The sequence below is a fragment of the Aeromonas taiwanensis genome (genome assembly GCF_000820165.1).
GTDB classification, from domain to species: domain Bacteria; phylum Pseudomonadota; class Gammaproteobacteria; order Enterobacterales; family Aeromonadaceae; genus Aeromonas; species Aeromonas taiwanensis.
Genome location: NZ_CDDD01000019.1, coordinates 81,003 through 105,106, shown reverse-complemented (window position 1 = coordinate 105,106; position 24,104 = coordinate 81,003). Strand labels below are relative to the sequence as shown.

The window sequence follows — 24,104 nt, the reverse complement described above, 5'->3', positions numbered from 1 at the left end:
CATCGCCACCTTGGGCAACTGGGGCTTGTCCTTGATCCAGGAGGCCAGCTCCCCCCCGGCAACGGCTGCGGGGAGGAGCTGGCCTCCTGGATCAAGGACAAGCCCCAGTTGCCCAAGGTGTCGATGAGCTACCGTCCCCCCGTGCTGCCCGGACGTTGTGAGGGCTGACCACAAGCTGTTATGGTGAACCGATAAATGCTGGAAATTTTAATGGAGAACAACAAGATGGCTACTGCACTCTGGCGCGGGGCCCTGCGCGGCCTGCTGACCCTGACCCTGCTGCTGGGCTTGACCGGCTGCGGTGTGAACACCATTCCGACCCTGGATGAGCAGGTCAAGGCGAGCTGGGGCCAGGTGGAGAACCAGTACCAGCGCCGGGCCGATCTCATTCCCAACCTGGTGGCCACCGTCAAGGGGTACGCCAGCCACGAGCAGGAGACCCTGAAGGCCGTGACCGATGCCCGGGCCCGGGTCGGCAGCGTGCAGGCGAGCGACCCTTCCCAGCTCAAGGCATTCGAGGCGGCCCAGGATCAGCTCTCCAGCGCCCTTTCCCGCTTGATGGTGGTGGTCGAGCGCTACCCCGACCTCAAGGCGGATCAGCAATTTCTCACCCTGCAGGCCCAGCTGGAGGGCACCGAGAACCGCATCGCGGTGGCCAGACGGGACTACATAGAGGCAGTGCGCCAGTTCAACACCGAGATCCGCACCTTCCCCGGGGTCATCTGGTCCAATCTGCTCTACTCGGATCTGGAGGCCAAGCCCACGTTCAGCGCCAAGCACGGTGCCGATGAGGCGCCCAAGGTCAGCTTCCAATGAGCCTGATGAAACGCTGGCTGACGCTCTGCCTGCTGTGCTGGGCCACGGCGCTGCATGCCGCCCCCGACTTCCCGGCCCTGACCGGGCGGGTGGTGGATGACGCCAGCCTGATGTCCCGCAAGCAGGCCCACCAGCTGACCCAGCAACTGGCCGCCTTCGAGCAGCGCAGCGGTATCCAGCTGGTGGTGGTCTCCATCGACAGCCTGGATGGCGAGACCATAGAGGAGTACGGCTATCAGCTCGGTCGCCACTGGGGCATAGGCCAGAAGGGAAAAGATAACGGCGTCCTGCTGCTCATCGCCCAGAACGAGCGCAAGGTGCGCATCGAGGTGGGTTATGGCCTGGAAGGCGCCCTGCCCGACGCCATCGCCGCGAACATCATCCAGACCCGGATCCTGCCCGCCTTCAAGCGGGGCAACATGGTGGACGGCATCGTCTCCGGCAGCCAGGCCATCATGCAGGCCCTGGCCGGGGAGTATCAGCCCGTGGACAACGCCAGCAAGGAGGAAAAACTCGGGGGCCCCTGGCTCTTTATCCTAGTGGTGATTGTGATGATCGTGCTGCACAACCTGCGCGGGGGCGGCGGTGGGGGCGGTCGTGGCCGACGCCGCGCCGCCTATCTGGCCGGTGGATTTGGCGCCGGTCGCTCCGGTGGCAGCTTCGGGGGCGGTGGCGGCTTCAGCGGTGGTGGTGGCAGTTTCGGTGGCGGCGGCGCCTCCGGCGGTTGGTAATCAGGGAAACGAGACAACAAAATGATTTCAAAACAGTTTTATCACACCTTGCAGGCCAGGGTGCGCCAGGCCGAGCAGGCCACGGACGCCGAACTCGTGACGGTGCTGGCACCGGCCAGCGATGGTTACCGTTACATTCCGACCCTGTGGGCCGCCCTGCTGGCCATGCTCACCCCCCTGCTGGTGTTCCAGCTCGGCTTCTGGCTCGGCTGGTACGAGATCCTGCTGGTGCAATGGTCCGTCTGGCTGCTGCTGAGCCTGCTGTTCCACTGGACCCCCATCAAGATGCGGCTCATTCCCAAGAAGGTGCGCCAGCACAGGGCCGCCCTGATGGCCCGCCTGCAGTTTATCGAGCAGGGATTGCACCGCACCCGCGACCGGCTTGGAGTGCTGATCTTCGTCTCGGTCGCGGAGCACTATGTGGAGATCCTTGTGGACGACGGCATCGCCCAGCACATCGACAACGCCCAGTGGCAGGAGATCATCGACGACTTCGTGGTGCGAGTGCGCAACAAGGAGATCGAGCAGGGCTTCCTCGAGTGTGTGGAGCGCACCAGCGCCATCCTGACGGATGCGTTTCCGGCGACCCGGGATCAGAACGAGCTGCCCGACAGCCTGATCATCCTGGGCAAGCCCTGAGCGGGTTCAAAAAAACGGCATTCTGTTCAAGGGATAGGCATTCGATAAAGATTATGAAAAATAAGGGGAAAAGAGGTTGACCACGGCAGCCCTTTCCCCTAAATTACGCCCCGTTCCAGCGCAACGGCGCAACGAACACGTGTTGGCTGAACACGTTAAACCACAGACCAAAATTTGGTGAGGTGTCCGAGTGGCTGAAGGAGCACGCCTGGAAAGTGTGTATACGGCAACGTATCGAGGGTTCGAATCCCTCCCTCACCGCCAAATAAAACAAAAGGCCCCGTCGCAAGACTGGGCCTTTTGTTTTATCCGGTGACGGGCGGCTCGGTTCTAACCCTGGTTCGACAAGGGGCAGGACAGCCGCAGGCTGCCCGCAGGGCGAGCGCCAGGGATGGCACGAGTCAATCTCGACCCGGCGTACAGATTGAAAAACCGACCTGATGGTCGGTTTTTTGCTTTCCACACCGGCCTGCCCGCAAATGCCGCAAGGGAAAGCCAGCCCTCTCACCGGGTGCGGACAAGGCGACTGGCCTCAAAACGCAGTCCACAGCCCCCCTTTCGCTTTCCAGTCCTGCACAAGCCCGCCCTCGCCCCATCGCGCCCGATGGACAACCCCGTCATCCTCGTTTTCCTGCCCTTATGATCTTCCCGTTCTGGCCGACACAGGGAGGTGTCTCCCTGTCGGTGCAGCCCCCCGGATATTTGCTCACCGATTGGATATCGTTTTGAAAAACTGATAGTTAAGTGGCTACACTAGCCACACACAACGCATAGGGAATATGGACACATGAGTCTGATTGGTTTGCTGCTGGCCCTGGCTGCCATCCTGGGTGGCAACATCATCGAGGGGGGGCATCCCAGTGCCCTGCTCGATCTCCCCGCCTTCCTCATCGTCATCGGCGGGACCGTGGGGGCGGCGCTGACCCAGTTCCCCTTCTCCGTGGTCGGCAAGACCTTCAAACGCTTCAAGTGGCTCATATCTCCCCTGCGTCTCGACATGCTGGAACAGGCCCAGCTGCTGGAAACCCTCGCAGGCAATGCGCGGCGCAGCGGCATGCTGGCACTGGAGGGGATGATCGACGACATCAAGGATCCTTTCTTGAAGAAAGGGGTCCAGATGATGGTGGACGGTTACGAGAAGACCAAGATCCACGAGGTGCTGGAAAACGAGATCGAGTTCGAGCAGGAAGATCTCGAACAGACCGTCAAATTTTATGAAGCCATGGGCGGCTACTGCCCGACCATGGGGATCGTCGGGGCCGTATTTGGCCTCATCCACGCCATGGGGCTGCTGGATGCACCGGACAAACTGGGGGGCGCCATCGCGGTGGCCTTCATCGCCACCATCTACGGGGTCGGTGCCGCCAACCTGATCTTCCTGCCCTTTGGCAACCGCTACAAGGGCTTCGCCCACCAGATCCGCCACTACAAGGAGATGACCCTGACCGGCATCCTCTGCATCGTGGACGGCGAGTCACAACAGCGACTGCAAGTGACCCTTGAACCCTACCTCGGAGGCCACGGTGGCGAAAAAGAAAAAGGCTGAGGCACCGGAGAACCACGAGCGCTGGCTGGTCTCCTATGCCGACTTCATGACATTGCTGTTCGCCCTGTTCGTGGTGCTCTATTCGTTCGCCATGGCCAAGCAGTCGGAGACCCGGGTACTGATACAGGGCTTTATCGAGTCGCTCGGCAAGATAGGCCTGGTCTCGCTGCCTGCGGGCTCCCCCGTGATGCAGGGGGGCACAGGTATCCTGGAGCCCGAGTCCAAGACCACCCCGGGTACGTCGCAGCAGGAGAAGGTGCTCGACACCGAGGCTCCTGCATCGGCCTCCGATCCCTTCAACGAGACCATAGGCTCGTCCGAGAAGCCCAGTGCGACCGAATCCTGGCCCCACAAGACCAAGGAGCAGGACTGGACCATCAGCACCAAGCAGAAGCTGGAGCAGCAGCTCAAGAGCCAGATCGAATCCAAGGAGATCGAAGTAGAACAGCTAGGCAGCCAGCTGGTGATCCGCATCGGCGAGAAGACCCTGTTCCCGGCGGACTCGGCCTTCCTGCAACCCCAGTTCATCCCCCTGGTCAACAAGGTCTCCGACGTCCTGGCCGATATCCCCGGCATGGTGGTGGTCACCGGCCACACCGACAACTCCCAGGCACCGGTGGAACTCTATCGCAACAACTGGGAGCTGTCGGTGTTGCGGGCGGCCACCATAGTCCACACCCTGCTGACCAATCCCAAGCTGGACTCGCGACGGGTCATTGCACAAGGGGTGGCAGACACCCAGCCCCGTTATCCCAATGACACCCCGGAACACCGCCAGGCCAATCGGCGGGTGGAGATCGTGCTCTCCCAGGGCAAAGCGGCGGAACAGGCCCTGCCCCTCCTCAAACCCTGAAACAGACCCCGCCATGCGGGGTCTTTTCTCTCCTGCGACGCCTCCCTCTTTTCAAACATTCCCTGTTTTTGGGGCCTCTCAAAAACGATTGAAAACGATTCTCAAATGAGAAAATTGACCCCGCTAGCAAAACGCGATTTTCCCTCTGATGATTAATAATTAATCCGCTGAAATGGCATGTAAATCAGTATGAAAGTGGCATACTACGTAACACCATTGTTAAGTCACATGATTAATTTGGTTAGGGAAAACCTATATGTTTGCTGATATTGCCGTCCAGCATTGGGCTTTTGCTGTCTATGTCATTGGCGCCATCTGCATCTGCCTCATCATGATAGGTCTGGCAGCTCTGCTGGGGGGTCGTGCCTATGGCCGAGCCAAGAACAAACCCTTCGAGTCAGGCGTGGATTCCGTGGGCAACGCCCGCCTGCGCTTCTCCGCCAAGTTTTATCTGGTCGCCATGTTCTTCGTCATCTTCGATGTCGAGGCGCTCTATCTCTTTGCCTGGTCCGTGTCCGTTCGGGAAAGCGGCTGGGTCGGCTTCATAGAAGCCACCATCTTCATCACCTTGCTGCTGGTAGGCCTCATCTACCTGTGGCGCATCGGCGCCCTCGACTGGGCGCCGAAAAAGCGTGTCCTGACTGACAAGAAACCAGACTGAACTACCGATTATCTCTTTGAGGTTGCACCATGAAGTACACCCTGACCCGGATTGACCCGGATGCGCCCGTCGAGCGCTACCCCCAGGAACAGCGCCAGACCGTCGATGATCCACTGGCGCAGCAAGCGACCCGTGGCATCATGATCGGGCGTCTCGAAGAGGTGCTGCAAGACACCGTCAACTGGGGCCGCAAGAACTCCCTCTGGCCCTACAACTTCGGCATCTCCTGCTGCTATGTGGAGATGTGTACCGCCTTCACTTCCCCCCATGACGTGGCCCGCTTCGGCGCCGAAGTCATTCGCGCCTCACCGCGCCAGGCGGACTTCATGGTGATCGCCGGTACCCCCTTCATCAAGATGGCGCCCGTCATCCAGCGCCTCTATGAACAGTTGCTCGAACCCAAGTGGGTCATCTCCATGGGCGCCTGTGCCAACTCCGGCGGCATGTACGACATCTACTCCGTCGTCCAGGGGGTGGACAAGTTCCTGCCGGTCGACGTCTACATTCCGGGCTGCCCGCCCCGCCCCGAGGCCTTCCTGCAGGCCCTGATGCTGCTGCAGGACTCCATCGGCAAGGAACGCCGTCCCCTCTCCTGGGTAGTGGGAGATCAGGGGGTCTATCGCCCCCAGATGCAGGCCGAGAAGGAACGCAAGCGCGGCGAGCGGATCAACGTGACCAACCTGCGCACGCCGGATGAGATCTGACCATGAAACTGACTCGAGAATTCCCAAGCAACTACACCATGGCCCAGTGGCAAACCGCCGATCACGCCGATGCCCAGGTGGTGGGCGAGCTGTTCGCCCACTTCGGCGCCGAGCGCTTCACCGTGCAGAGCACCCGCACCGGTGTCCCCGTCATCTGGCTCTCCCGGGAACTGCTGCTGGACGTGATGGGGTTCCTTAAAACGCTGCCCTCCCCCTTCGTGATGCTGTTCGACTTGAGCGCCACCGACGAACGGATGCGCAGCCATCGCCACGGTCTGCCCGAGAGCGACTTCACCGTCTTCTATCACCTCGTCTCCATCGACCGCAACGCCGACGTCATGCTGAAGGTGCCGCTCAAGGAGAGCGATCTGCATCTGCCCACCGTCAGCCGCCACTTCCCCAACGCCAACTGGTACGAGCGTGAAGTGTGGGATCTGATGGGCATCACCTTCGACGGCCACCCCCATCTGACCCGCATCATGATGCCCAAGAGCTGGCAGGGACACCCGCTACGCAAGGACTACCCGGCGCGGGCGACCGAGTTCGATCCCTTCATGCTCGATGCGGTCAAGCAGGATCAGGAGCAGGACAACCTCCTGTTCAAGCCCGAAGAGTGGGGCATGGCCCGGGGCAACGAGAACGAGGACTACATGTTCCTGAACCTCGGCCCCAACCACCCCTCCGCCCACGGCGCCTTCCGCCTGGTGCTGCAGCTCGACGGGGAGGAAATCCGCGACTGCGTGCCCGACATCGGCTATCACCACCGCGGCGCCGAGAAGATGGGAGAGCGCCAGTCCTGGCACAGCTACATCCCCTACACCGACCGGGTCGAATATCTGGGCGGCGTGATGAACAACCTGCCCTATGTGTTGGCGGTCGAGAAGCTGGCGGGCATCAAGGTGCCGGGCCGGGTCGACGTGATCCGGGTCATGATGGCGGAGCTGTTCCGCATCCAGAGCCACCTGCTGTTCCTTGGCACCTATATCCAGGACGTGGGGGCCATGACCCCGGTCTTCTTCACCTTCACCGACCGGCAGAAGATCTACACCATCATCGAAGCCATCACGGGCGCGCGTATGCACCCGGCCTGGTTCCGCATCGGCGGCGTGGCCCACGATCTGCCCACCGGCTGGGCCCGCCTCATCCAGGACAACCTGCTGAGCTGGCTGCCCAAGCGCTTGATGGAGTATGAAAAAGCCGCCATGCGCAACAGCATACTGCGCGGCCGCACCATAGGCGTCGCCGCCTACAACACGGCGCAGGCCCTGGCCTGGGGCACCACGGGGGGCGGTCTGCGCGCCACCGGCCTCAACTTCGACGTGCGCAAATGGCGTCCGTATTCCGGTTACGACCAGTTCGAGTTCGAGGTGCCGGTGGGAGCGAACGGGGATGCCTACGACCGTGCCACCGTGCGCATCGAGGAGATCCGCCAGAGTATGCGCATCATCGAGCAGTGCATGAAGAACATGCCCGAAGGGCCGTTCAAGGCGGATCACCCGCTCACCACGCCACCGCCGAAAGATCGCACCCTGCAGGACATCGAGACCCTGATCACCCACTTCCTGCAAGTCTCCTGGGGGCCCGTCATGCCGGCCGCCGAGTCCTTCCAGATGATAGAGGCGACCAAGGGGGTCAACAGCTACTACCTGACCAGTGACGGCTCCACCATGAGCTACCGGACCCGGATCCGCACCCCGAGCTTCGCCCACCTGCAGCAGATCCCCTCGGTGATCCGCGGCCAGATGGTGTCGGACCTCATCGTCTACCTGGGCAGTATCGATTTCGTTATGTCAGATGTGGATCGTTGAGTCCTCTCGCCCCGGCAGACGGGGCGAAGGGCGAGACGCGCAGTAAAGGGACAAGCCACAAAAGGTCAAGTCATGAGCCAATGTCAGTGTCACAATAACCAGACCCCACAAGGGCAAGGGGCATGCAGCAGCCAGCAGGGCGATTTCGTCCTGAGCCAAGCGGAGCGCGATGCCATCGAACACGAGAAACACCACTACGAAGATCCCCGTGCCGCCAGCATAGAAGCGCTCAAGATAGTGCAGCAGGCCCGCGGCTGGGTACCGGATGGTGCCATCCACGCCATCGGTGCCGAACTCGGCATCCCCGCCAGCGATGTGGAAGGGGTCGCCACCTTCTACAGCCAGATCTTCCGCCAGCCGGTGGGTCGCCACATCATTCGCGTCTGCGACAGCATGGTCTGCTACATCAACGGCCATGAACAGCTGCTGGCCGGCCTGAAAGAGGTCGTCAATCTGGCCCCCGGCCAGACCTCCCCGGATGGCCGCTTCACCCTGCTGCCGGTCTGCTGCCTCGGCAACTGCGACAAGGGACCGGCCATCATGATCGATGACGACACCTATGGCGGGCTCGACGCCGTCAGCCTGCTCAAGACCCTGGAGGCTTACCCATGAGCATCCAGCCAGGCAAGACTCTCGCCTCCCTCGGCACCGCCAACCGCATCCCCCGCGCTGCCGAGACGCATCCCCTCACCTGGCGCCTGCGGGACGACGGCCAGCCGGTCTGGCTCGAGGAGTACCAGGCCAAGCAGGGCTACGAGGCCGCTCGCAAGGCACTTGGCCAGATGAGCCCGGACGAGATTGTCAGCACCGTCAAGGATGCCGGCCTCAAGGGGCGCGGAGGCGCAGGCTTCTCCACCGGGGTGAAGTGGGGACTGATGCCCAAGGACGAGAGCATGAACATCCGTTACCTGCTCTGCAACGCCGACGAGATGGAGCCGAACACCTACAAGGATCGGCTGCTGATGGAGCAGCTGCCCCACCTGCTCATCGAGGGGATGATCATCTCGGCCAGGGCCCTCAAGGCCTATCGCGGCTACATCTTCCTGCGCGGCGAGTACGTGGACGCCGCCATCCACCTGCGCCGCGCCGTGGAAGAAGCCAAGGCCGCCGGGCTCCTTGGCAAGAACATCCTGGGCTCGGGATTTGATTTCGAGCTGTTCGTCCACACCGGCGCCGGCCGCTACATCTGCGGCGAGGAGACTGCCCTCATCAACTCCCTGGAAGGGCGGCGCGCCAACCCGCGTGCCAAACCCCCCTTCCCCGCCGTTTCCGGCGTCTGGGGCAAACCCACCTGCGTCAACAACGTCGAAACCCTGTGCAACGTGCCCGCCATCATCGGCAACGGTGTGGCCTGGTATCAGGGGCTGGCGCTGCCAGGTTCGGAAGATCACGGCACCAAGCTGATGGGCTTCTCCGGCAAGGTGAACACCCCGGGGCTGTGGGAGCTGCCCTTTGGCATCACCGCCCGCGAGCTGTTCGAGGAGTACGCCGGCGGCATGAAACCCGGCTATCGCCTCAAGGCCTGGCAACCGGGCGGCGCCGGTACCGGCTTCCTGCTGCCCGAACACCTGGATGCCCAGATGTATGCCGGCGGCATCGGCAAGGTCGGCACCCGGATGGGGACGGGCCTTGCCATGGCGGTGGACGACAGCATCAACATGGTCTCTCTGCTGCGCAACATGGAGGAGTTCTTCGCCCGCGAATCCTGCGGCTGGTGCACCCCCTGCCGCGACGGCCTGCCCTGGAGCGTCAAGATCCTGCGGGCCCTGGAGCGGGGTGAAGGCCAGCCCGAGGATCTCGCCACCCTGGAGCAGCTGGTCAGCTTCCTCGGCCCGGGCAAGACCTTCTGCGCCCACGCCCCAGGTGCCGTCGAGCCCCTTGGCAGTGCGATGAAGTATTTCCGCTCCGAATTCGAGGCCGGAGTCAAGGCCGCGCAGGACAATCACAAGCTGTTCAAGGGCATCCAGCCCAACCTGCTGGGCGAGCGCTGGTAAGCGCCGGGACGCATCGGGCAATAGCCGATTTCACAAAACAGGTTTCAGGGAAGTTGTATGGCAACCATTCATGTAGACGGTAAAGAGTACGAGGTAGACGGGGCAGACAACCTGCTGCAAGCCTGTCTGTCGCTGGGTCTGGACGTCCCCTATTTTTGCTGGCACCCGGCGCTGGGTAGCGTCGGTGCCTGCCGCCAGTGTGCGGTCAAACAGTATCAGAATGCCGACGACAAACGCGGCCGCCTGGTCATGTCCTGCATGACCCCCTCCACCGATGGCACCTATATCTCCATCGAGGACGAAGAGGCGAAGGAGTTTCGCAAGACGGTGGTGGAGTGGCAGATGACCAACCACCCCCACGACTGCCCGGTGTGCGAAGAGGGCGGCGCCTGCCACCTGCAGGACATGACGGTGATGACCGGCCACAACAGCCGCCGCTACCGCTTCACCAAGCGCACCCACCAGAACCAGGATCTGGGCCCCTTCATCAACCACGAGATGAACCGCTGCATCGCCTGCTATCGCTGCGTGCGCTACTACAAGGATTACGCCGGTGGCGAGGATCTCGGGGTCTATGGCGCCCACGACAACGTCTACTTCGGCCGGGTCGAGGATGGCACCCTGGAGAGCGAGTTCTCCGGCAACCTGGTGGAGGTCTGCCCCACCGGCGTCTTCACCGACAAGACCCACTCCGAGCGCTACAACCGCAAGTGGGACATGCAGTTCGCCCCCAGCATCTGCCAGGGGTGCTCCGTCGGCTGCAACATCAGCCCGGGTGAGCGCTACGGTGAGCTGCGCCGCATCGAGAACCGCTTCCACGGCGCCCTGAACCACTACTTCCTGTGCGATCGCGGTCGCTTCGGCTACGGTCACGTCAACCTGGCCGACCGCCCCCGCCAGCCCCTCTTGCAAGAGGGTGGCGACAGGCTGGCCATCACGGTGGACGGTGCCCTGAACCGCGCCGCCGATGCCCTGCGCACCGCCTCCGGCCTCATCGGCATCGGCTCGCCCCGGGCGTCGCTTGAGAGCAACTACGCCCTGCGCGAGCTGGTGGGGGCCGCCAACTTCTACTCTGGTGTTGAGCAGAGCGAATGGGAATGCCTGCAGAAGATGCTGCAGATCCTGGAGCAGGGCGGTGTGCGCACCCCCAGCCTGCGCGACATGGAAGAGGCCGACGCCGTGCTGGTGCTCGGCGAAGACGTCACCCAGACCGCCGCCCGCATCGCCCTGGCCCTGCGCCAGGCGGTCAAGGGCAAGGGCCGCGAGATCGCCCGCAAGCTGAAAGTGGATCTCTGGCAGGTCGCCGCAGTGCAGACCCTGGCCCAGAACGAACGCTACCCCCTGCTCATCACCAGCCTGGATGCCACCCGTCTGGACGACGTGGCGAGCGGCACCCTGCACGCCCCTCACGCGGATCAGGCGCGCCTTGGCTTCGCCATCGCCCACCTGCTGGATGCTTCTGCTCCGGCGCCGACGGATCTTGCTCCCGAGCAGCAGGCCCTGGCAGCCCGCTGGGCCGAACTGCTCGGCAGCGCCAGGAAGCCCCTCATCATCGCAGGCAATGGTGCCCGCTCATTGGCCCTGATCGAGGCGGCCAGCAACATCGCCCGCGCCCTCAAGGGCCGCGGCCAGGCGGTGGAGCTCGCCCTGGTGGCCCAGGAGGTCAACAGTCTGGGGCTGGCCATGCTGGCCCGGGATGCCGCCCCCCTGGAGGCCGCTCTCGAGCGCATCGAAGGGGAGGAGAAACTCGCCCTGGTGGTGCTGGAGAACGATCTCTACCGCCGTGCGCCGCGCAGCCGGGTGGATGCCGCCCTGGATCGCCTGCAGCACCTGCTGGTGGTGGATCACCAGGCCAGCCAGACCGCCCAGAAGGCGAGCCTGGTGCTGCCCGCCGCCAGCTTCGCCGAGGCGGACGGTACCCAGGTCAACATGGAAGGTCGCGCCCAGCGCTTCTTCCAGGTCTATTCCCCCGCCTTCTACGACGCCGACATCCAGGTGCGCGAGAGCTGGCGCTGGCTGGCCGCCCTGCAAGGGGCACTGGCGCGCAAGCCCCTGCGCTGGAACACCTTCGACGACGTGAGCGCCGAGTGCGCAGCCAGCACCCCGCAGCTCGGTGCCATGCGCGAGCCCGCCCCCAACGCCGGCCTGCGCATTCGCGGCATGAAGCTCGCCCGCGAGCCGCACCGCTACAGCGGCCGCACCTCCATGCTGGCGGATCAGAACGTGAGCGAGCCCCGGGTGGCGCAGGATCCCGACTCCCCGTTCGCCTTTTCCATGGAAGGCTACGCCGGTGCCCGCCAGCCCCTCTCCCAGGTGCCCTTCGCCTGGGCGCCGGGCTGGAACTCGCCGTCTGCCTGGAACAAGTTCCAGGACGAGGTGGGTGGCAACCTGCGCGCCGGGGATCCCGGCCGTCGCCTGCTGGAACCGGGCGAGGACAGCCTCGGCTGGTTCGATGTCATCCCCGCCCCCTTCCACGCCCAGGCAGCCCTGCAGGTGGTGAGTTACGATCAGCTGTTCGGCGGCGAAGAACTCTCCGCCCGCAGTCCGGTCATCCAGGCCCGCATGGGCGAGCCCGCCCTGGTGCTGAACCACGCAGACGCGGCTCGTCTCGCCCTGAGTGCCGGCAGCCAGGTGGCTTTCTCCTGGGGTGGCAATCACTGGCGCCTGCGCCTTCGCGTCAGCGATGCCCTGGCCCGGGGCCTGGTGGGGCTGCCGCTCGGGGTGAACGGCCTGCCGACCGCCCTGCACCACGCCCTGATCGATAACCTGCAGGAGGTGATCGCATGAGCGACTCGCTGATGGATCTGTTGCTGGAGATCGGCAAGGCCCTGATCGTGCTGGTGGGGATAGTGGGGGCCGGTGCCTTCATGAGCTTCATCGAGCGCCGTCTGCTGGCACTCTGGCAGGATCGTTACGGCCCCAACCGGGTTGGCCCCTTCGGTCTGCTGCAGCTGGCGGCCGACATGGTCAAGATGTTCTTCAAGGAGGACTGGATCCCGCCGTTCGCGGATCGCCGGATCTTCGTGCTGGCCCCCATCATCGCCTTCACCGCCTTCATCCTGGCGTTTGCGGTGGTGCCCATCACCCCCACCTGGGGCGTGGCGGATCTCAACGTGGGCCTGCTCTACATCCTGGCCATCGCGGGGCTGGCGGTCTACGCCGTGCTGTTCGCCGGCTGGTCGAGCAACAACAAGTACTCCCTGCTCGGCAGCCTGCGCGCCTCGGCCCAGACCCTCTCCTACGAGGTGTTCCTCGGTCTCTCGCTCATGGGCATCGTCATCCAGACCGGCAGCTTCAACCTGCGTGACATCGTCGAGGCCCAGGCCGGCATGTGGAACGTGATCCCCCAGATCCTGGGCTTCGTCACCTTCCTGTTCGCCGGGGTCGCCGTCACCCACCGCCACCCGTTCGATCAGCCGGAAGCCGAGCAGGAGCTCGCCGATGGCTATCACATCGAGTACGCGGGCATGAAGTGGGGTCTCTTCTTCGTGGGCGAGTACATCGGCATCGTGCTGATCTCCTCCCTCATCGTGACCCTCTTCTTCGGTGGCTGGCACGGCCCCTGGCTGCCGCCCTTCATCTGGTTCGCCCTGAAGACCGCCTGCTTCATGGTGTTCTTCATCCTGCTGCGGGCCTCCCTGCCCCGCCCGCGCTTCGACCAGGTGATGTCCTTTGGCTGGAAAGTGTGCCTGCCCCTGACCCTGCTCAACATGCTGGTCACAGGCGCAGTCGTGCTGCTGAACATGTAATGAGGCACCAATGAAAATTACGAGCATTATCAAGGGTGTCGGCACCCAATTACGCAGTCTGGGGATGGTTTTTTCCCATGCCTGGCGCCCTCGCGAGACCCTGAGCTACCCGGAACAGCCGGTCTATGCCGCCCCGCGTTTTCGCGGCCGCATCGTGCTGACCCGCGACCCCGACGGCGACGAGCGCTGTGTGGCGTGCAACCTGTGCGCCGTGGCCTGCCCGGTCGGCTGCATCTCCCTGCAGAAGGCGGAACGGGAAGACGGCCGCTGGTACCCGGAGTTCTTTCGCATCAACTTCTCCCGCTGCATCTTCTGCGGCCTGTGCGAGGAGGCCTGCCCCACCACCGCCATCCAGCTGACGCCGGATTTCGAGATGGGAGAGTATCGCCGCCAGGATCTGGTCTACGAGAAGGAAGATCTGCTGATAAGCGGCCCCGGCAAGTACCCGGACTACAACTTCTACCGCATGAGCGGGATGGCCATCGACGGCAAGCCGAAAGGGGATGCCGAGAACGAAGCCAAGCCCATCGATGTCAAGAGCCTGCTGCCCTAGGAGTCAATCATGGAACTGGCATTCTATGCCGCGGCCCTGGTCGCCGTTTACAGCACGCTGCGGGTGATCAGCACCAGCAACCCCATGCACGCGCTGCTCAATCTCATCATCTCCCTCATCGCCGTGGCCATGATCTTCTTCTGCCTGGGCGCCGCCTTCGCGGGGGCCCTGCAGGTGATCGTCTACGCGGGCGCCATCATGGTGCTGTTCGTGTTCGTGGTGATGATGCTGAACCTGGGGAGCGCCCAGGATCAGGAGAAGAAGTGGCTCACCCCCACCACCTGGGGTGGCCCCGCCCTGCTCTCCCTCGTCCTGCTGGGCTTCCTGGCCCACGGCATCCTCGGTGTGACCGGCGGCACGCTTGGCCAGACCGACGTCAGCGCCAAAGAGGTCGGCATCGCCCTGTTCGGACCCTATGTGCTGGCGGTGGAGCTCGCCTCCATCCTGCTGCTCGCGGGTCTGGTCACCGCCTATCACCTTGGCCGCGAGGACAAGAGCGGCGAAGTGCTCTCGGTGCCCCGCACCACACAAGAAGGAGGTCAGCAATGAGCGGCATTCCCATGGTGATGCATAACCTGCTGCTGGCGGCCTGCCCCCTTTCCATCCAGCAAGCGCAAGGAGAATGGCGATGAGTGGAATACCCATGGAACACGGCCTTCTGCTGGCGGCCATCCTGTTCGCCATCGGCTTGTGCGGCCTGCTGATACGCCGCAACCTACTGTTTATCCTCATGAGTATCGAAATCATGATGAACGCGTCCGCCCTGGCGTTCGTGGTGGCGGGTAGCCGCTGGGCCCAGGCCGACGGCCAGATCATGTACATACTGGTGATTTCTCTGGCGGCAGCGGAGGCCAGTATCGGCCTCGCCCTGTTACTGCTGCTCTATCGTCGTTACCACACCCTGAACGTGGACACTGTGAGCGAGATGCGCGGATGAGCCTCCTATATCTGACTTTTCTGTTCCCTCTGTTGGGATGGTTGCTGCTGGCCTTCTCCCTCGGCCGCCTCGGTGAGCGCACCTCTGCGCTCATCGGCGTCGGCAGCATAGGCCTGTCGGCCCTGACTACCCTCTGGGTCGGCATCGATTTCCTCAACACCATGCCGAAAGGCGGCGTCTATACCCAGACCCTGTGGCAGTGGATGACGGTGGGCGAGTTCCAGCCCGCCTTCCGCCTCTCCCTGGACGGGCTGTCGCTCACCATGCTGGGGGTGGTGACCGGGGTGGGCTTCTTCATCCACCTGTTCGCCTCCTGGTACATGCGCGGGGAAGAGGGTTACTCCCGCTTCTTCACCTACACCAACCTCTTCATCGCCAGCATGCTGTTCCTGGTGCTGGCAGACGATCTGCTGTTCGTCTACCTGGGGTGGGAAGGGGTGGGCCTGTGCAGCTACCTGCTGATCGGCTTCTACTACCGCAACCCCGCCAACGGGGCGGCCGCCCTCAAGGCGTTCGTGGTGACCCGGGTCGGTGACGTCTTCCTCGCCATCGGGCTCTTCGTGCTCTATCGCGAACTCGGCACCCTCAACATCCACGAGCTGCTGGTAAGGGCCCCGGCGATGTTTGCCGACGGCTCCCCTGCCCTGTCGTTCGCCTGCCTGATGCTGCTCGGCGGCGCGGTCGGCAAGTCCGCCCAGCTGCCGCTGCAGACCTGGCTGGCGGATGCCATGGCGGGTCCGACCCCGGTCTCGGCGTTGATCCACGCGGCCACCATGGTGACGGCGGGGGTCTACCTCATCGCCCGTACCCACGGTCTCTTCCTGCTCGCCCCCGAGATCCTGCATCTGGTGGCCGTCGTAGGTGCCGTGACCCTGGTGCTGGCAGGCTTCGCCGCCTTGGTGCAGACCGACATCAAGCGGATCCTGGCCTACTCCACCATGAGCCAGATCGGCTACATGTTCCTGGCCCTGGGGGTCGGTGCCTGGGAAGGGGCCATCTTCCACCTGATGACCCACGCCTTCTTCAAGGCGCTCTTGTTCCTCTCCGCCGGTGCCGTCATCAATGCGACCCACCACGAGCAGAACATCTTCAAGATGGGGGGCCTGCGCAAGAGTCTGCCCCTGGTCTACGCCTGCTTCCTGGTGGGGGGCTCGGCGCTCGCCGCGCTGCCGCTGGTGACCGCCGGCTTCTACAGCAAGGACGCCATCCTCTGGCAGGTGCAGGCCAGCGGCCAGAGCGCCCTGCTGTGGGCGGGTCTGGGCGGGGCCTTCCTGACCTCCCTCTACACCTTCCGCCTCATCTTCATCGCCTTCCACGGCAAGGCGCAGACCGAGGCTCACGCCGGCCACGGCCTGGCCCACCAGCTGCCGCTGCTGGTGCTGCTGGTGCTCTCCACCGGTGTGGGAGCCCTCATCGTGCCGCCGCTGGCCGGTGTGCTGCCGGCGGGCCCGGGGGATCAGATCGAGGAGGGTCGCCATGCCCTGGAGATCCTCTCCGGACTCATCGCCGTGGCAGGCATCGCGTTGGCCGCCTTCCTGTTCCTGGGCGAGCGCCGTCTGGTGAAGGGTATCGCCGAGAGCGGGCCTGGCCGTCTGCTGGGTACCCTCTGGTTCAACGCCTGGGGCTTTGACTGGCTCTATGACCTGCTCTGGGTCAAGCCCTACCTGCTGGCCACCCGGCTGCTCGGCAAGGACCCGCTGGACCGATTGATGAATCTGCCCGCCGTGCTGGCACAAGCCGGCCACCAGCTGCTGGCATGGACCGTCTCCGGCAAGCTGCGCTGGTATGCCGCCTCCATGGGGATGGGTGCCGCCCTGATCCTGGCCCTGCTGCTGCTCGGTTGATCCCATGGCATTTCAATTTCACGCAGGCCTGCGGGCCTGCACAACGACCAGAACATAGACGAGAGCTGATATCGTGACCTTACTCTGGATCTTGTTAATACCCTTCATCGGCGGCTTGCTCTGCTGGCAGATGGAGCGACTCGGCGGCCAGTTCGTCCGCTGGGTGGCCCTCGCCTCCATGAGCGCCTGCCTGGTGCTCTCCAGCGCCATCTGGCTCGGCGGTGACTTCACCCTGGCCAACCCCGGCCTGCCCGTCTGGGCGGCAGAGTGGCAACAGCCCTGGATCCCCCGCTTCGGCATCTCATTGCATCTGGCGGTGGACGGCCTGTCGCTCCTGATGGTGATGCTCACCAGCTTCATCGGCGTGCTGGCCATCCTCTGTTCCTGGAAGGAGATCGTGCAGCGCATCGGCTTCTTCCACCTGAACCTGCTGTGGATCCTGGGGGGCGTGCTCGGCGTCTTCATGGCGGTGGACCTGTTCCTCTTCTTCTTCTTCTGGGAGATGATGCTGGTCCCCATGTACTTCCTGATCGCGCTCTGGGGACACTCGGTCACCGACGGCAAGTCGCGCATCAACGCCGCCACCAAGTTCTTCATCTACACCCAGGCGAGCGGCCTCATCATGCTGGTGGCCATCCTGGGCCTGGTGCTGACCCACCACGCCGCCACCGGCGTCTTCACCTTCAACTATCAGGAGCTGCTGAACACCCCCATGAGCAGCACGGTACAGTGGCTGCTGATGCTGGGCTTCTTCATCGCCTTCGCGGTCAAGATGCCCCTGGTGCCCCTGCACGGCTGGCTGCCTGACGCCCACAGCCAGGCGCCCACCGCAGGCTCCGTGGATCTCGCTGGCATCCTGCTCAAGACCGCCGCCTACGGCCTGCTGCGCTTCACCCTGCCGCTGTTCCCCGAGGCCTCCGCCGAGTTCGCTCCCTACGCCATGGGCCTCGGCCTCATCGGCATCGTCTACGGCGCCCTGCTGGCGTTCGCCCAGACCGACATCAAGCGGCTGGTGGCCTACACCAGCATCTCCCACATGGGCTTCGTGATGATCGCCATCTATTCCGGCAGCGAGCTCGCCCTGCAGGGTGCCGTGGTGCAGATGATCGCCCACGGTCTCTCCGCCGCCGGCCTCTTCATCCTGTGCGGCCAGCTCTACGAGCGCCTGCACACCCGGGACCTGCGCCAGATGGGCGGCCTCTGGGGACGCCTGCGCTACCTGCCCGGCGTCATGCTGTTCTTCTCTGTGGCCTCCCTCGGGATGCCGGGCACCGGCAACTTCGTCGGCGAGTTCCTGATCCTCATCGGCAGCTTCCAGGTGGCCCCCATCATGACCGTCATCGCCACCTTCGGCCTGGTGCTGGCATCGGTCTACTCCCTCATCATGCTGCAGCGCGCCTGCTTCGGTACCCCCAAGGAGGAGAGCGTGCTCAAGGGGCTGGACAAGCGGGAACTGGCCATGATGCTGACCATCGCCGGCCTCCTGGTGCTGCTCGGCCTCTATCCCCAGCCGGTGCTGGATACCGCCAGCAGCAGTCTCCTGAGCGTGCTGCACTGGTATGCGCTGCCAGACACGGGAGCGCTGCAATGATGCTTTCTCTTTCGCCTTCCATGTCCATGTCGGGAGCCCTGTCATGACGTTTACTGCTTCTCAACTGCTGGCCCTGCTGCCCCTGCTGCTGACCACAGGGGCCATGGTGGCCCTGATGCTGGCCATCGCCTGGAAGCGCTGCGACGACACCGCCTTCGTGGTGACCATTGCCGGCCTCAACCTGGCGCTCTTCTCCCTGCCCGTCGTGATGGCCCAGGGGGATCAGGGGGTCACGCCCCTGCTGCAAGTGGACAGCTATGCGGTCTTCTACATGGGGCTGGTGCTCATCGGCGCCCTGGCCACCTGTACCTTCGGCCGCACCTGGCTCAAGGGCTACCCGGACAACCGGGAAGAGTTCTACCTGCTGCTGCTCATCGCCACTGCCGGTGGTCTGGTGCTGGCGGGCTCCCGCCATCTCGCGTCCCTGTTTATCGGGATCGAGATGCTGACCCTGCCCATGTTCGGCCTGGTGGGCTATGCCTATCGCGAGCGCCATTCGCTGGAGGCCAGCATCAAGTACATGGTGCTCTCCGCCAGCGCCACCGCCTTCCTGCTGTTCGGCATGGCGCTGCTCTATGCCCAGGCGGGGAGCCTCAGCTTCAGCGATCTCGGCCTGACCCTGGCCCAGAGCCCGGCCCACCACCCGCTGCTGATGGGGGGCTTCGGCCTGATGCTGGTAGGTTTCGCCTTCAAGCTCTCCCTCGCCCCCTTCCACCTCTGGACCCCGGACGTCTACGAAGGGGCCCCTGCACCTGTGGCCACCTTCCTCGCCACCGTGAGCAAGATCGCCGTGTTCTGCGTGCTGCTGCGCTTCTACCTGGCGGTGCCGGCCACCTCGGATCCCATGATCCACTGGCTGCTGGCGGCCATGGCGGTCATCTCCATCGTGGTCGGCAACCTCCTGGCACTGATCCAGACCAACATCAAGCGGATGATGGGTTACTCCTCCATCTCCCACTTCGGCTACCTGCTGGCGGTGGTGGTGGCGAGTCGCCTCGGCGAGATGCCGGTGGAAGCGGCCGGCGTCTATCTGCTGATGTACCTCTTCACCAGCCTGGGGGCCTTCGGCGTCATCAGCATGATGTCCAGCCCCTATCGCGGCAAGGATGCGGACTCCCTGCACAGCTATCGCGGCCTGTTCTGGAAGCGCCCCTATCTGACGGCGGTGATGACGGTGATGATGCTCTCCCTCGCGGGCATCCCCATGACGCTGGGCTTCATCGGCAAGTTCTACCTCATCGGCGTCACCGTGGATGCCAAGCTGTGGTGGCTCAGTGGCGCCATCGTGCTCGGCAGTGCCCTGGGGCTCTACTACTACCTGCGGGTCATGGTCACCCTCTACCTGCGCGAGCCCGGCATGCAACTGCGCGATGCCACGGCCGACTGGGCCTTCTCCTCCGGGGGCCTGGTGGTACTGCTCTCCGCCATCCTGGTGGTAGCGCTCGGCATCTATCCCCAGCCTGTCATCAGCCTGGTGCAGGGCTTTCAGCACGTGGTGCTGCGTTAAGCCCCTGGCACACAACAAAAACCGGCCCCTGAGGCCGGTTTTTTTATCTCCCGGGATACTGCTCCCCGGGGGCAGCCCGGATCAGGGTGCCTGCCCCCTCCCCTCTTAGCCCGCTTCCCGTATTGCTCTGACCAGTGTGCATCTGCCTCCGGCCATCGGCTCACAGGATTGAAGAGTGCCCCACCCGCCCATAAAAAAACCGGCCACGGGGGCCGGTTCTGATTCGGAGCTCAAGTACGCGCGGGATTAACCCAGGCGCACCCGGGCGTTTCTGAACATGCGCATCCAGGCGCCATCCTCGCCCCAGTTGTCCGGGTGCCAGGAGTTCGCCACGGTGCGGAACACCCGCTCCGGGTGCGGCATCATGATGGTGGCGCGACCGTCCGTGGTGGTCACCGCAGTGATGCCCGCCGGTGCGCCGTTCGGGTTGGCCGGGTACTGCTCGGTCACGTTGCCGCGGTTGTCCACGAAACGCAGGCCCACCAGACCGCTCTGTTGCAGCGCATCCAGGTGAGCGCCGTCGCGCACTTCCACGCGCCCTTCCCCGTGGGAGACGGCAATCGGCATCACGGAGCCCGCCATGCCGGCGAAGAAGGCGGACGGAGAGTCCTGCACTTCCACCAGGCTGAAGCGCGCCTCGAAACGCTCGGAGCGGTTGCGCACGAAGCGCGGCCAGAGATCGGCCCCCGGGATCAGGGTGCGCAGGTTGGACATCATCTGGCAGCCGTTGCACACGCCCAAGGAGAGGGTATCGCCGCGCTCGAAGAAGCGCTGGAACTGCTCGCGGGCATTGTCGTTGAACAGGATGGACTTGGCCCAGCCTTCGCCCGCCCCCAGCACGTCACCGTAGGAGAAGCCGCCACAGGCCACCAGGGTCTGGAACTCCTCCAGCTTGATGCGGCCACTGAGGATGTCGCTCATATGCACGTCCACCGCGGCAAAGCCGGCGCGGTCGAACGCCGCCGCCATCTCCACGTGGGAGTTGACCCCCTGCTCGCGCAGCACCGCCAGACGGGGGGAGACCCCGCGGGCGATGTAGGGCGCGGCCACGTCCTCGGACGGGTTGTAGGTCAGTCGTGCCTGCAGGCCCGGGTCGGTGGCGTCCTGGCGGGCGGCGTGCTCCTGATCCGCGCACTCCGGGTTGTCACGCAGGCGCTGCATCTGCCAGCTGGTCTCACCCCAGATGGTGCGAAGGGCGGTGCGGCTCGCGCGGTACACTTCGGTGCCGGCACGCTGGAACAGGATGAGGTCGTCTTCGCGCACCGTGCCCAGCACATGGGAGCAGGCGGCCAGGCCGTGGCCGGCCAGCAGGGTCAGCACCGCTTCCTTGTCGTCGCGGCGCACCTGGATGACGGCACCCAGCTCCTCGTTGAACAGGGCCGGCAGCAGGTCACCACCCACGCGGTCGAGCTGGATGTCGAGGCCGCAGTGGCCGGCAAACGCCATCTCGGTCAGGGTGACGAAGAGGCCGCCGTCGGAGCGGTCGTGGTAGGCGATCAGCTTGCGATCCGCCACCAGCGCCTGGATGGCGTTGAAGAAGCCCTTGAGCTGGACCGGGTTGTCCAGATCCGGGGCGCTTTGCCCCAGCTGACGGTAGACCTGGGCCAGGGCGGAGGCGCCGAGGCGCTGCTTGCCGTTGCCAAGATCGATGAGGATGAGGTCGGTTTCACCGAGATCGGTGCGCAGCTGCGGCGTCACTGTGTTGCGCACGTCTTCCACCCGCGCAAAGGCGGAGATGAGCAGGGAGAGCGGCGAGGTGACGCTGTGCTCCTCCCCGTCCTGCTGCCAGCGGGTCTTCATGGACATGGAGTCCTTGCCCACCGGGATGGTGATGCCCAGGGCCGGGCAGAGCTCCTCGCCCACCGCCTTCACCGCCTCGTAGAGACCGGCATCTTCCCCCGGGTGACCGGCGGCAGACATCCAGTTGGCGGAGAGCTTGACCCGCTTGAGCGATCCGATGTGGGCCGGCGCCAGGTTGGTCAGGGCCTCGGCCACCGCCATACGGGCCGACGCCGCATGAGACAGCAGCGCCACCGGGGTACGCTCGCCCATGGACATGGCTTCGCCGTGATAGCTGTCGTAGGTGGCGGCGGTGACGGCGCAATCGGCCACCGGGATCTGCCAGGGGCCGACCATCTGGTCGCGGTTGACCAGGCCCGTCACCGAGCGATCGCCGATGGTGATAAGGAAGGATTTCTCCGCCACGGTCGGCAGACGCAGCACGCGCTCGGTGGCGTCGCTCAAGGTGATGCCGTCCAGTTGCAGCGCCTTGCCCTGGGCGGGCAGGCTCTGCACGTCGCGGTGCATCTTGGGCGCCTTGCCGAGCAGCACGTCCAGCGGCAGATCGATGGGCTGATTGTCGAAGTGCGCATCGGACAGGGTCAGGTGCTTCTCTTCGGTGGCGGTGCCGATGACGGCATAGGGGGCGCGTTCGCGCTCGCACAGGGCCTTGAACAGGGGCAGCTTGTCCTGGGCCACGGCCAGCACGTAACGCTCCTGGGACTCGTTGCACCAGACTTCCAGCGGGCTCATGCCCGGCTCGTCGTTCGGGATGGCGCGCAAATCGAAGCGACCACCGCGATCGCCGTCGCTCACCAGCTCCGGCATGGCGTTGGAGAGGCCACCGGCCCCCACGTCGTGGATGAAGACGATGGGGTTCTCATCCCCCAGCTGCCAGCAGCGGTCGATCACTTCCTGACAGCGGCGCTCCATCTCGGGGTTGTCACGCTGCACGGAGGCAAAGTCGAGATCCTCGGCAGACTGGCCGGAGGCCATGCTTGATGCGGCGCCGCCCCCCAGGCCGATGTTCATGGCCGGGCCCCCCAGCACGATCAGGGCCGCGCCCACGGGGATCTCGCCCTTCTGGACGTGCTCGGAGCGGATGTTGCCGATGCCGCCTGCCAGCATGATGGGCTTGTGGTAGCCGCGCACCTCGACGCCGTTGTGGCTCGGCACCTGCTCTTCGAAGGTGCGGAAGTAACCTAGAATGGCCGGACGACCGAACTCGTTGTTGAAGGCAGCGCCGCCGAGCGGGCCTTCCTGCATGATGTCGAAGGCGCTGACAATGCGGCTCGGCTTGCCGAAATCCTGCTCCCAGGGCTGCTCGAAGCCGGGGATGCGCAGGTTGGAGACGGAGAAGCCCACCAGGCCCGCCTTGGGCTTGGCGCCACGGCCTGTCGCGCCCTCGTCGCGGATTTCGCCGCCGGAGCCGGTGGCCGCCCCCGGGAACGGGGAGATGGCGGTCGGGTGGTTGTGGGTCTCCACCTTCATCAGGATGTCGACGCGCTCCTGGTGATACTGGTATTCGCCGCTGGCGGGGCTCGGGAAGAAGCGGCCCCCCTGACTCCCTTCCATCACGGCGGCGTTGTCTTTATAGGCAGACAGGACATGATCTGGCGTCTGCTCGAAGGTGTTCTTGATCATCTTGAACAGCGACTTGGGCTGCTGCTCACCGTCGATGGTCCAGTCGGCGTTGAAGATCTTGTGACGGCAGTGCTCGGAGTTCGCCTGGGCAAACATGTAGAGCTCGATGTCGTTGGGGTTGCGACCAAGCTTGGTGAAGTTCGTCACCAGATAGTCAATCTCGTCGTCCGCCAGGGCCAGACCCAGAGCCACGTTGGCCTCGACCAGGGCGGCGCGACCGCCACCCAGCACGTCCACCTGGGTAAAGGGACGGGGCTCGTGGTGGGCAAACAGGGCGGCGGCCTCGTTCATCTCGCCGAACACCACTTCCATCATGCGATCGTGCAGCAGGGCAGCCACATCGGCGCGCTGGGCAGCGCTCAGCTCACCCTTGGCCTGCACGTAATAGGCAATGCCGCGCTCCAGCCGTTTGACCTGTTTCAGGCCGCAGTTGTGTGCGATGTCGGTTGCTTTGGAAGACCAGGGGGAGATAGTGCCGGGGCGGGGGGTAACGAGGAACAGCTGACCGCTGGGGGTGTGTTCCGGGATGGTTGGGCCGTAGCGCAGCAGCTGGCCCAGGGTCGCTCGCTCCGGGGGCGACAGCGGGCTCGTCAGCTCGGCAAAATGCACGTATTCGGCATAGACGCTTGCTATCTCTACTCCTCTCTGTGCGCAGCTCTGCAGCAGCTTGTGGACACGAAACTCAGACAGTGCTGGGGCACCACGCAAGATTTCCATATACCTTTCTCACCAAGTTTTAGAGTGTGGG

19 protein-coding genes, 1 tRNA gene and 1 pseudogene are annotated in these 24,104 nt (G+C 64.3%); 20 read left to right on the top strand and 1 reads right to left on the bottom strand.

Annotated elements, in window-relative coordinates; translation table 11 throughout:
- The 20 genes and pseudogenes from BN1136_RS20355 to nuoN form a co-directional block, all read left to right on the top strand.
- Positions 1-168 (top strand): annotated as a pseudogene (locus BN1136_RS20355) (penicillin-insensitive murein endopeptidase); the annotation flags it as partial.
- Positions 169-210: 42 nt separating this feature from the next.
- On the top strand, positions 211-816 hold the full coding sequence (locus BN1136_RS04025; protein WP_043759963.1) for a LemA family protein: 606 nt from the start codon (positions 211-213) through the stop codon (positions 814-816).
- Positions 813-1,547 carry a TPM domain-containing protein gene (locus BN1136_RS04020; RefSeq protein ID WP_043759961.1) on the top strand — a complete coding sequence of 245 codons (735 nt, stop codon included), beginning with the start codon at positions 813-815 and terminating at the stop codon, positions 1,545-1,547. Before BN1136_RS04025 ends, BN1136_RS04020 begins: the two co-directional genes overlap by 4 nt.
- 21 nt (positions 1,548-1,568) lie before the next feature.
- On the top strand, positions 1,569-2,186 hold the full coding sequence (locus BN1136_RS04015; RefSeq protein WP_043759960.1) for a TPM domain-containing protein: 618 nt from the start codon (positions 1,569-1,571) through the stop codon (positions 2,184-2,186).
- Positions 2,187-2,362: 176 nt separating this feature from the next.
- Positions 2,363-2,450, top strand: a tRNA-Ser gene (locus tag BN1136_RS04010).
- 523 nt (positions 2,451-2,973) lie between these two features.
- Positions 2,974-3,732 carry a flagellar motor protein gene (locus tag BN1136_RS04005; RefSeq protein ID WP_025327212.1) on the top strand — a complete coding sequence of 253 codons (759 nt, stop codon included), beginning with the start codon at positions 2,974-2,976 and terminating at the stop codon, positions 3,730-3,732.
- The gene (locus BN1136_RS04000; RefSeq protein WP_043759957.1) at positions 3,710-4,585 is read left to right on the top strand and encodes a flagellar motor protein MotB; all 876 of its coding nucleotides are present in this window, start codon (positions 3,710-3,712) and stop codon (positions 4,583-4,585) included. The genes BN1136_RS04005 and BN1136_RS04000 overlap by 23 nt, the downstream gene beginning before the upstream one ends.
- 256 nt (positions 4,586-4,841) lie before the next feature.
- Entirely contained in the window at positions 4,842-5,246 is a 405-nt protein-coding gene (locus tag BN1136_RS03995) for an NADH-quinone oxidoreductase subunit A (RefSeq protein ID WP_043759955.1), read from the top strand.
- A gap of 29 nt (positions 5,247-5,275) precedes the next feature.
- Positions 5,276-5,950: a NuoB/complex I 20 kDa subunit family protein gene (locus BN1136_RS03990; RefSeq protein WP_043759954.1), complete on the top strand. Its 675-nt coding sequence runs from the start codon at positions 5,276-5,278 to the stop codon at positions 5,948-5,950.
- A 2-nt stretch (positions 5,951-5,952) separates the two neighbouring features.
- Positions 5,953-7,758 carry an NADH-quinone oxidoreductase subunit C/D gene (gene nuoC, locus BN1136_RS03985; RefSeq protein ID WP_043759952.1) on the top strand — a complete coding sequence of 602 codons (1,806 nt, stop codon included), beginning with the start codon at positions 5,953-5,955 and terminating at the stop codon, positions 7,756-7,758.
- A gap of 72 nt (positions 7,759-7,830) precedes the next feature.
- On the top strand, positions 7,831-8,370 hold the full coding sequence (nuoE, locus tag BN1136_RS03980; RefSeq protein WP_010675030.1) for an NADH-quinone oxidoreductase subunit NuoE: 540 nt from the start codon (positions 7,831-7,833) through the stop codon (positions 8,368-8,370).
- Positions 8,367-9,752: an NADH-quinone oxidoreductase subunit NuoF gene (gene nuoF, locus BN1136_RS03975; RefSeq protein ID WP_043759950.1), complete on the top strand. Its 1,386-nt coding sequence runs from the start codon at positions 8,367-8,369 to the stop codon at positions 9,750-9,752. Before nuoE ends, nuoF begins: the two co-directional genes overlap by 4 nt.
- A gap of 57 nt (positions 9,753-9,809) precedes the next feature.
- Complete coding sequence (nuoG, locus tag BN1136_RS03970; protein ID WP_043759949.1) at positions 9,810-12,539, top strand: NADH-quinone oxidoreductase subunit NuoG; 2,730 nt, start codon at positions 9,810-9,812, stop codon at positions 12,537-12,539.
- The gene (gene nuoH, locus BN1136_RS03965) at positions 12,536-13,501 is read left to right on the top strand and encodes an NADH-quinone oxidoreductase subunit NuoH (protein ID WP_043759947.1); all 966 of its coding nucleotides are present in this window, start codon (positions 12,536-12,538) and stop codon (positions 13,499-13,501) included. The genes nuoG and nuoH overlap by 4 nt, the downstream gene beginning before the upstream one ends.
- A 10-nt stretch (positions 13,502-13,511) precedes the next feature.
- A complete protein-coding gene (gene nuoI / locus BN1136_RS03960; RefSeq protein ID WP_042076570.1) occupies positions 13,512-14,054 on the top strand; it encodes an NADH-quinone oxidoreductase subunit NuoI in 543 nt (180 codons plus the stop codon).
- Positions 14,055-14,063: 9 nt separating this feature from the next.
- Positions 14,064-14,603, top strand: a complete 540-nt coding sequence (nuoJ, locus tag BN1136_RS03955) for an NADH-quinone oxidoreductase subunit J (RefSeq protein ID WP_043154784.1) — start codon at positions 14,064-14,066, stop codon at positions 14,601-14,603.
- Between the two features lie 79 nt (positions 14,604-14,682).
- Positions 14,683-14,991, top strand: a complete 309-nt coding sequence (nuoK, locus tag BN1136_RS03950; protein WP_010675036.1) for an NADH-quinone oxidoreductase subunit NuoK — start codon at positions 14,683-14,685, stop codon at positions 14,989-14,991.
- Positions 14,988-16,835 (top strand): NADH-quinone oxidoreductase subunit L, encoded by a 1,848-nt coding sequence (gene nuoL / locus BN1136_RS03945; protein ID WP_043808073.1) that lies wholly within the window; start codon positions 14,988-14,990, stop codon positions 16,833-16,835. Before nuoK ends, nuoL begins: the two co-directional genes overlap by 4 nt.
- Positions 16,836-16,908: 73 nt before the next feature.
- On the top strand, positions 16,909-18,426 hold the full coding sequence (gene nuoM / locus BN1136_RS03940) for an NADH-quinone oxidoreductase subunit M (protein WP_043759940.1): 1,518 nt from the start codon (positions 16,909-16,911) through the stop codon (positions 18,424-18,426).
- 43 nt (positions 18,427-18,469) lie between these two features.
- The gene (gene nuoN / locus BN1136_RS03935) at positions 18,470-19,933 is read left to right on the top strand and encodes an NADH-quinone oxidoreductase subunit NuoN (protein WP_043759938.1); all 1,464 of its coding nucleotides are present in this window, start codon (positions 18,470-18,472) and stop codon (positions 19,931-19,933) included.
- Positions 19,934-20,179: 246 nt separating this feature from the next.
- Here nuoN and purL read toward each other — a convergent pair whose 3' ends face one another.
- A complete protein-coding gene (purL, locus tag BN1136_RS03930) occupies positions 20,180-24,073 on the bottom strand; it encodes a phosphoribosylformylglycinamidine synthase (RefSeq protein WP_043759937.1) in 3,894 nt (1,297 codons plus the stop codon).
- Positions 24,074-24,104 lie beyond the last annotated feature (31 nt).

Coding starts and splice junctions, on each gene's coding strand:
- purL (WP_043759937.1), bottom strand. CDS start 24,073: ATGGAAATCTTGCGTGGTGCCCCAGCACTGTCTGAGTTTCGTGTCCAC.
- BN1136_RS04005 (WP_025327212.1), top strand. CDS start 2,974: ATGAGTCTGATTGGTTTGCTGCTGGCCCTGGCTGCCATCCTGGGTGGC.
- nuoE (WP_010675030.1), top strand. CDS start 7,831: ATGAGCCAATGTCAGTGTCACAATAACCAGACCCCACAAGGGCAAGGG.
- nuoC (WP_043759952.1), top strand. CDS start 5,953: ATGAAACTGACTCGAGAATTCCCAAGCAACTACACCATGGCCCAGTGG.
- nuoJ (WP_043154784.1), top strand. CDS start 14,064: ATGGAACTGGCATTCTATGCCGCGGCCCTGGTCGCCGTTTACAGCACG.
- BN1136_RS04015 (WP_043759960.1), top strand. CDS start 1,569: ATGATTTCAAAACAGTTTTATCACACCTTGCAGGCCAGGGTGCGCCAG.
- nuoH (WP_043759947.1), top strand. CDS start 12,536: ATGAGCGACTCGCTGATGGATCTGTTGCTGGAGATCGGCAAGGCCCTG.
- nuoG (WP_043759949.1), top strand. CDS start 9,810: ATGGCAACCATTCATGTAGACGGTAAAGAGTACGAGGTAGACGGGGCA.
- nuoI (WP_042076570.1), top strand. CDS start 13,512: ATGAAAATTACGAGCATTATCAAGGGTGTCGGCACCCAATTACGCAGT.
- nuoN (WP_043759938.1), top strand. CDS start 18,470: ATGACGTTTACTGCTTCTCAACTGCTGGCCCTGCTGCCCCTGCTGCTG.
- BN1136_RS03995 (WP_043759955.1), top strand. CDS start 4,842: ATGTTTGCTGATATTGCCGTCCAGCATTGGGCTTTTGCTGTCTATGTC.
- nuoF (WP_043759950.1), top strand. CDS start 8,367: ATGAGCATCCAGCCAGGCAAGACTCTCGCCTCCCTCGGCACCGCCAAC.
- BN1136_RS04020 (WP_043759961.1), top strand. CDS start 813: ATGAGCCTGATGAAACGCTGGCTGACGCTCTGCCTGCTGTGCTGGGCC.
- BN1136_RS03990 (WP_043759954.1), top strand. CDS start 5,276: ATGAAGTACACCCTGACCCGGATTGACCCGGATGCGCCCGTCGAGCGC.
- BN1136_RS04025 (WP_043759963.1), top strand. CDS start 211: ATGGAGAACAACAAGATGGCTACTGCACTCTGGCGCGGGGCCCTGCGC.
- nuoL (WP_043808073.1), top strand. CDS start 14,988: ATGAGCCTCCTATATCTGACTTTTCTGTTCCCTCTGTTGGGATGGTTG.
- nuoK (WP_010675036.1), top strand. CDS start 14,683: ATGAGTGGAATACCCATGGAACACGGCCTTCTGCTGGCGGCCATCCTG.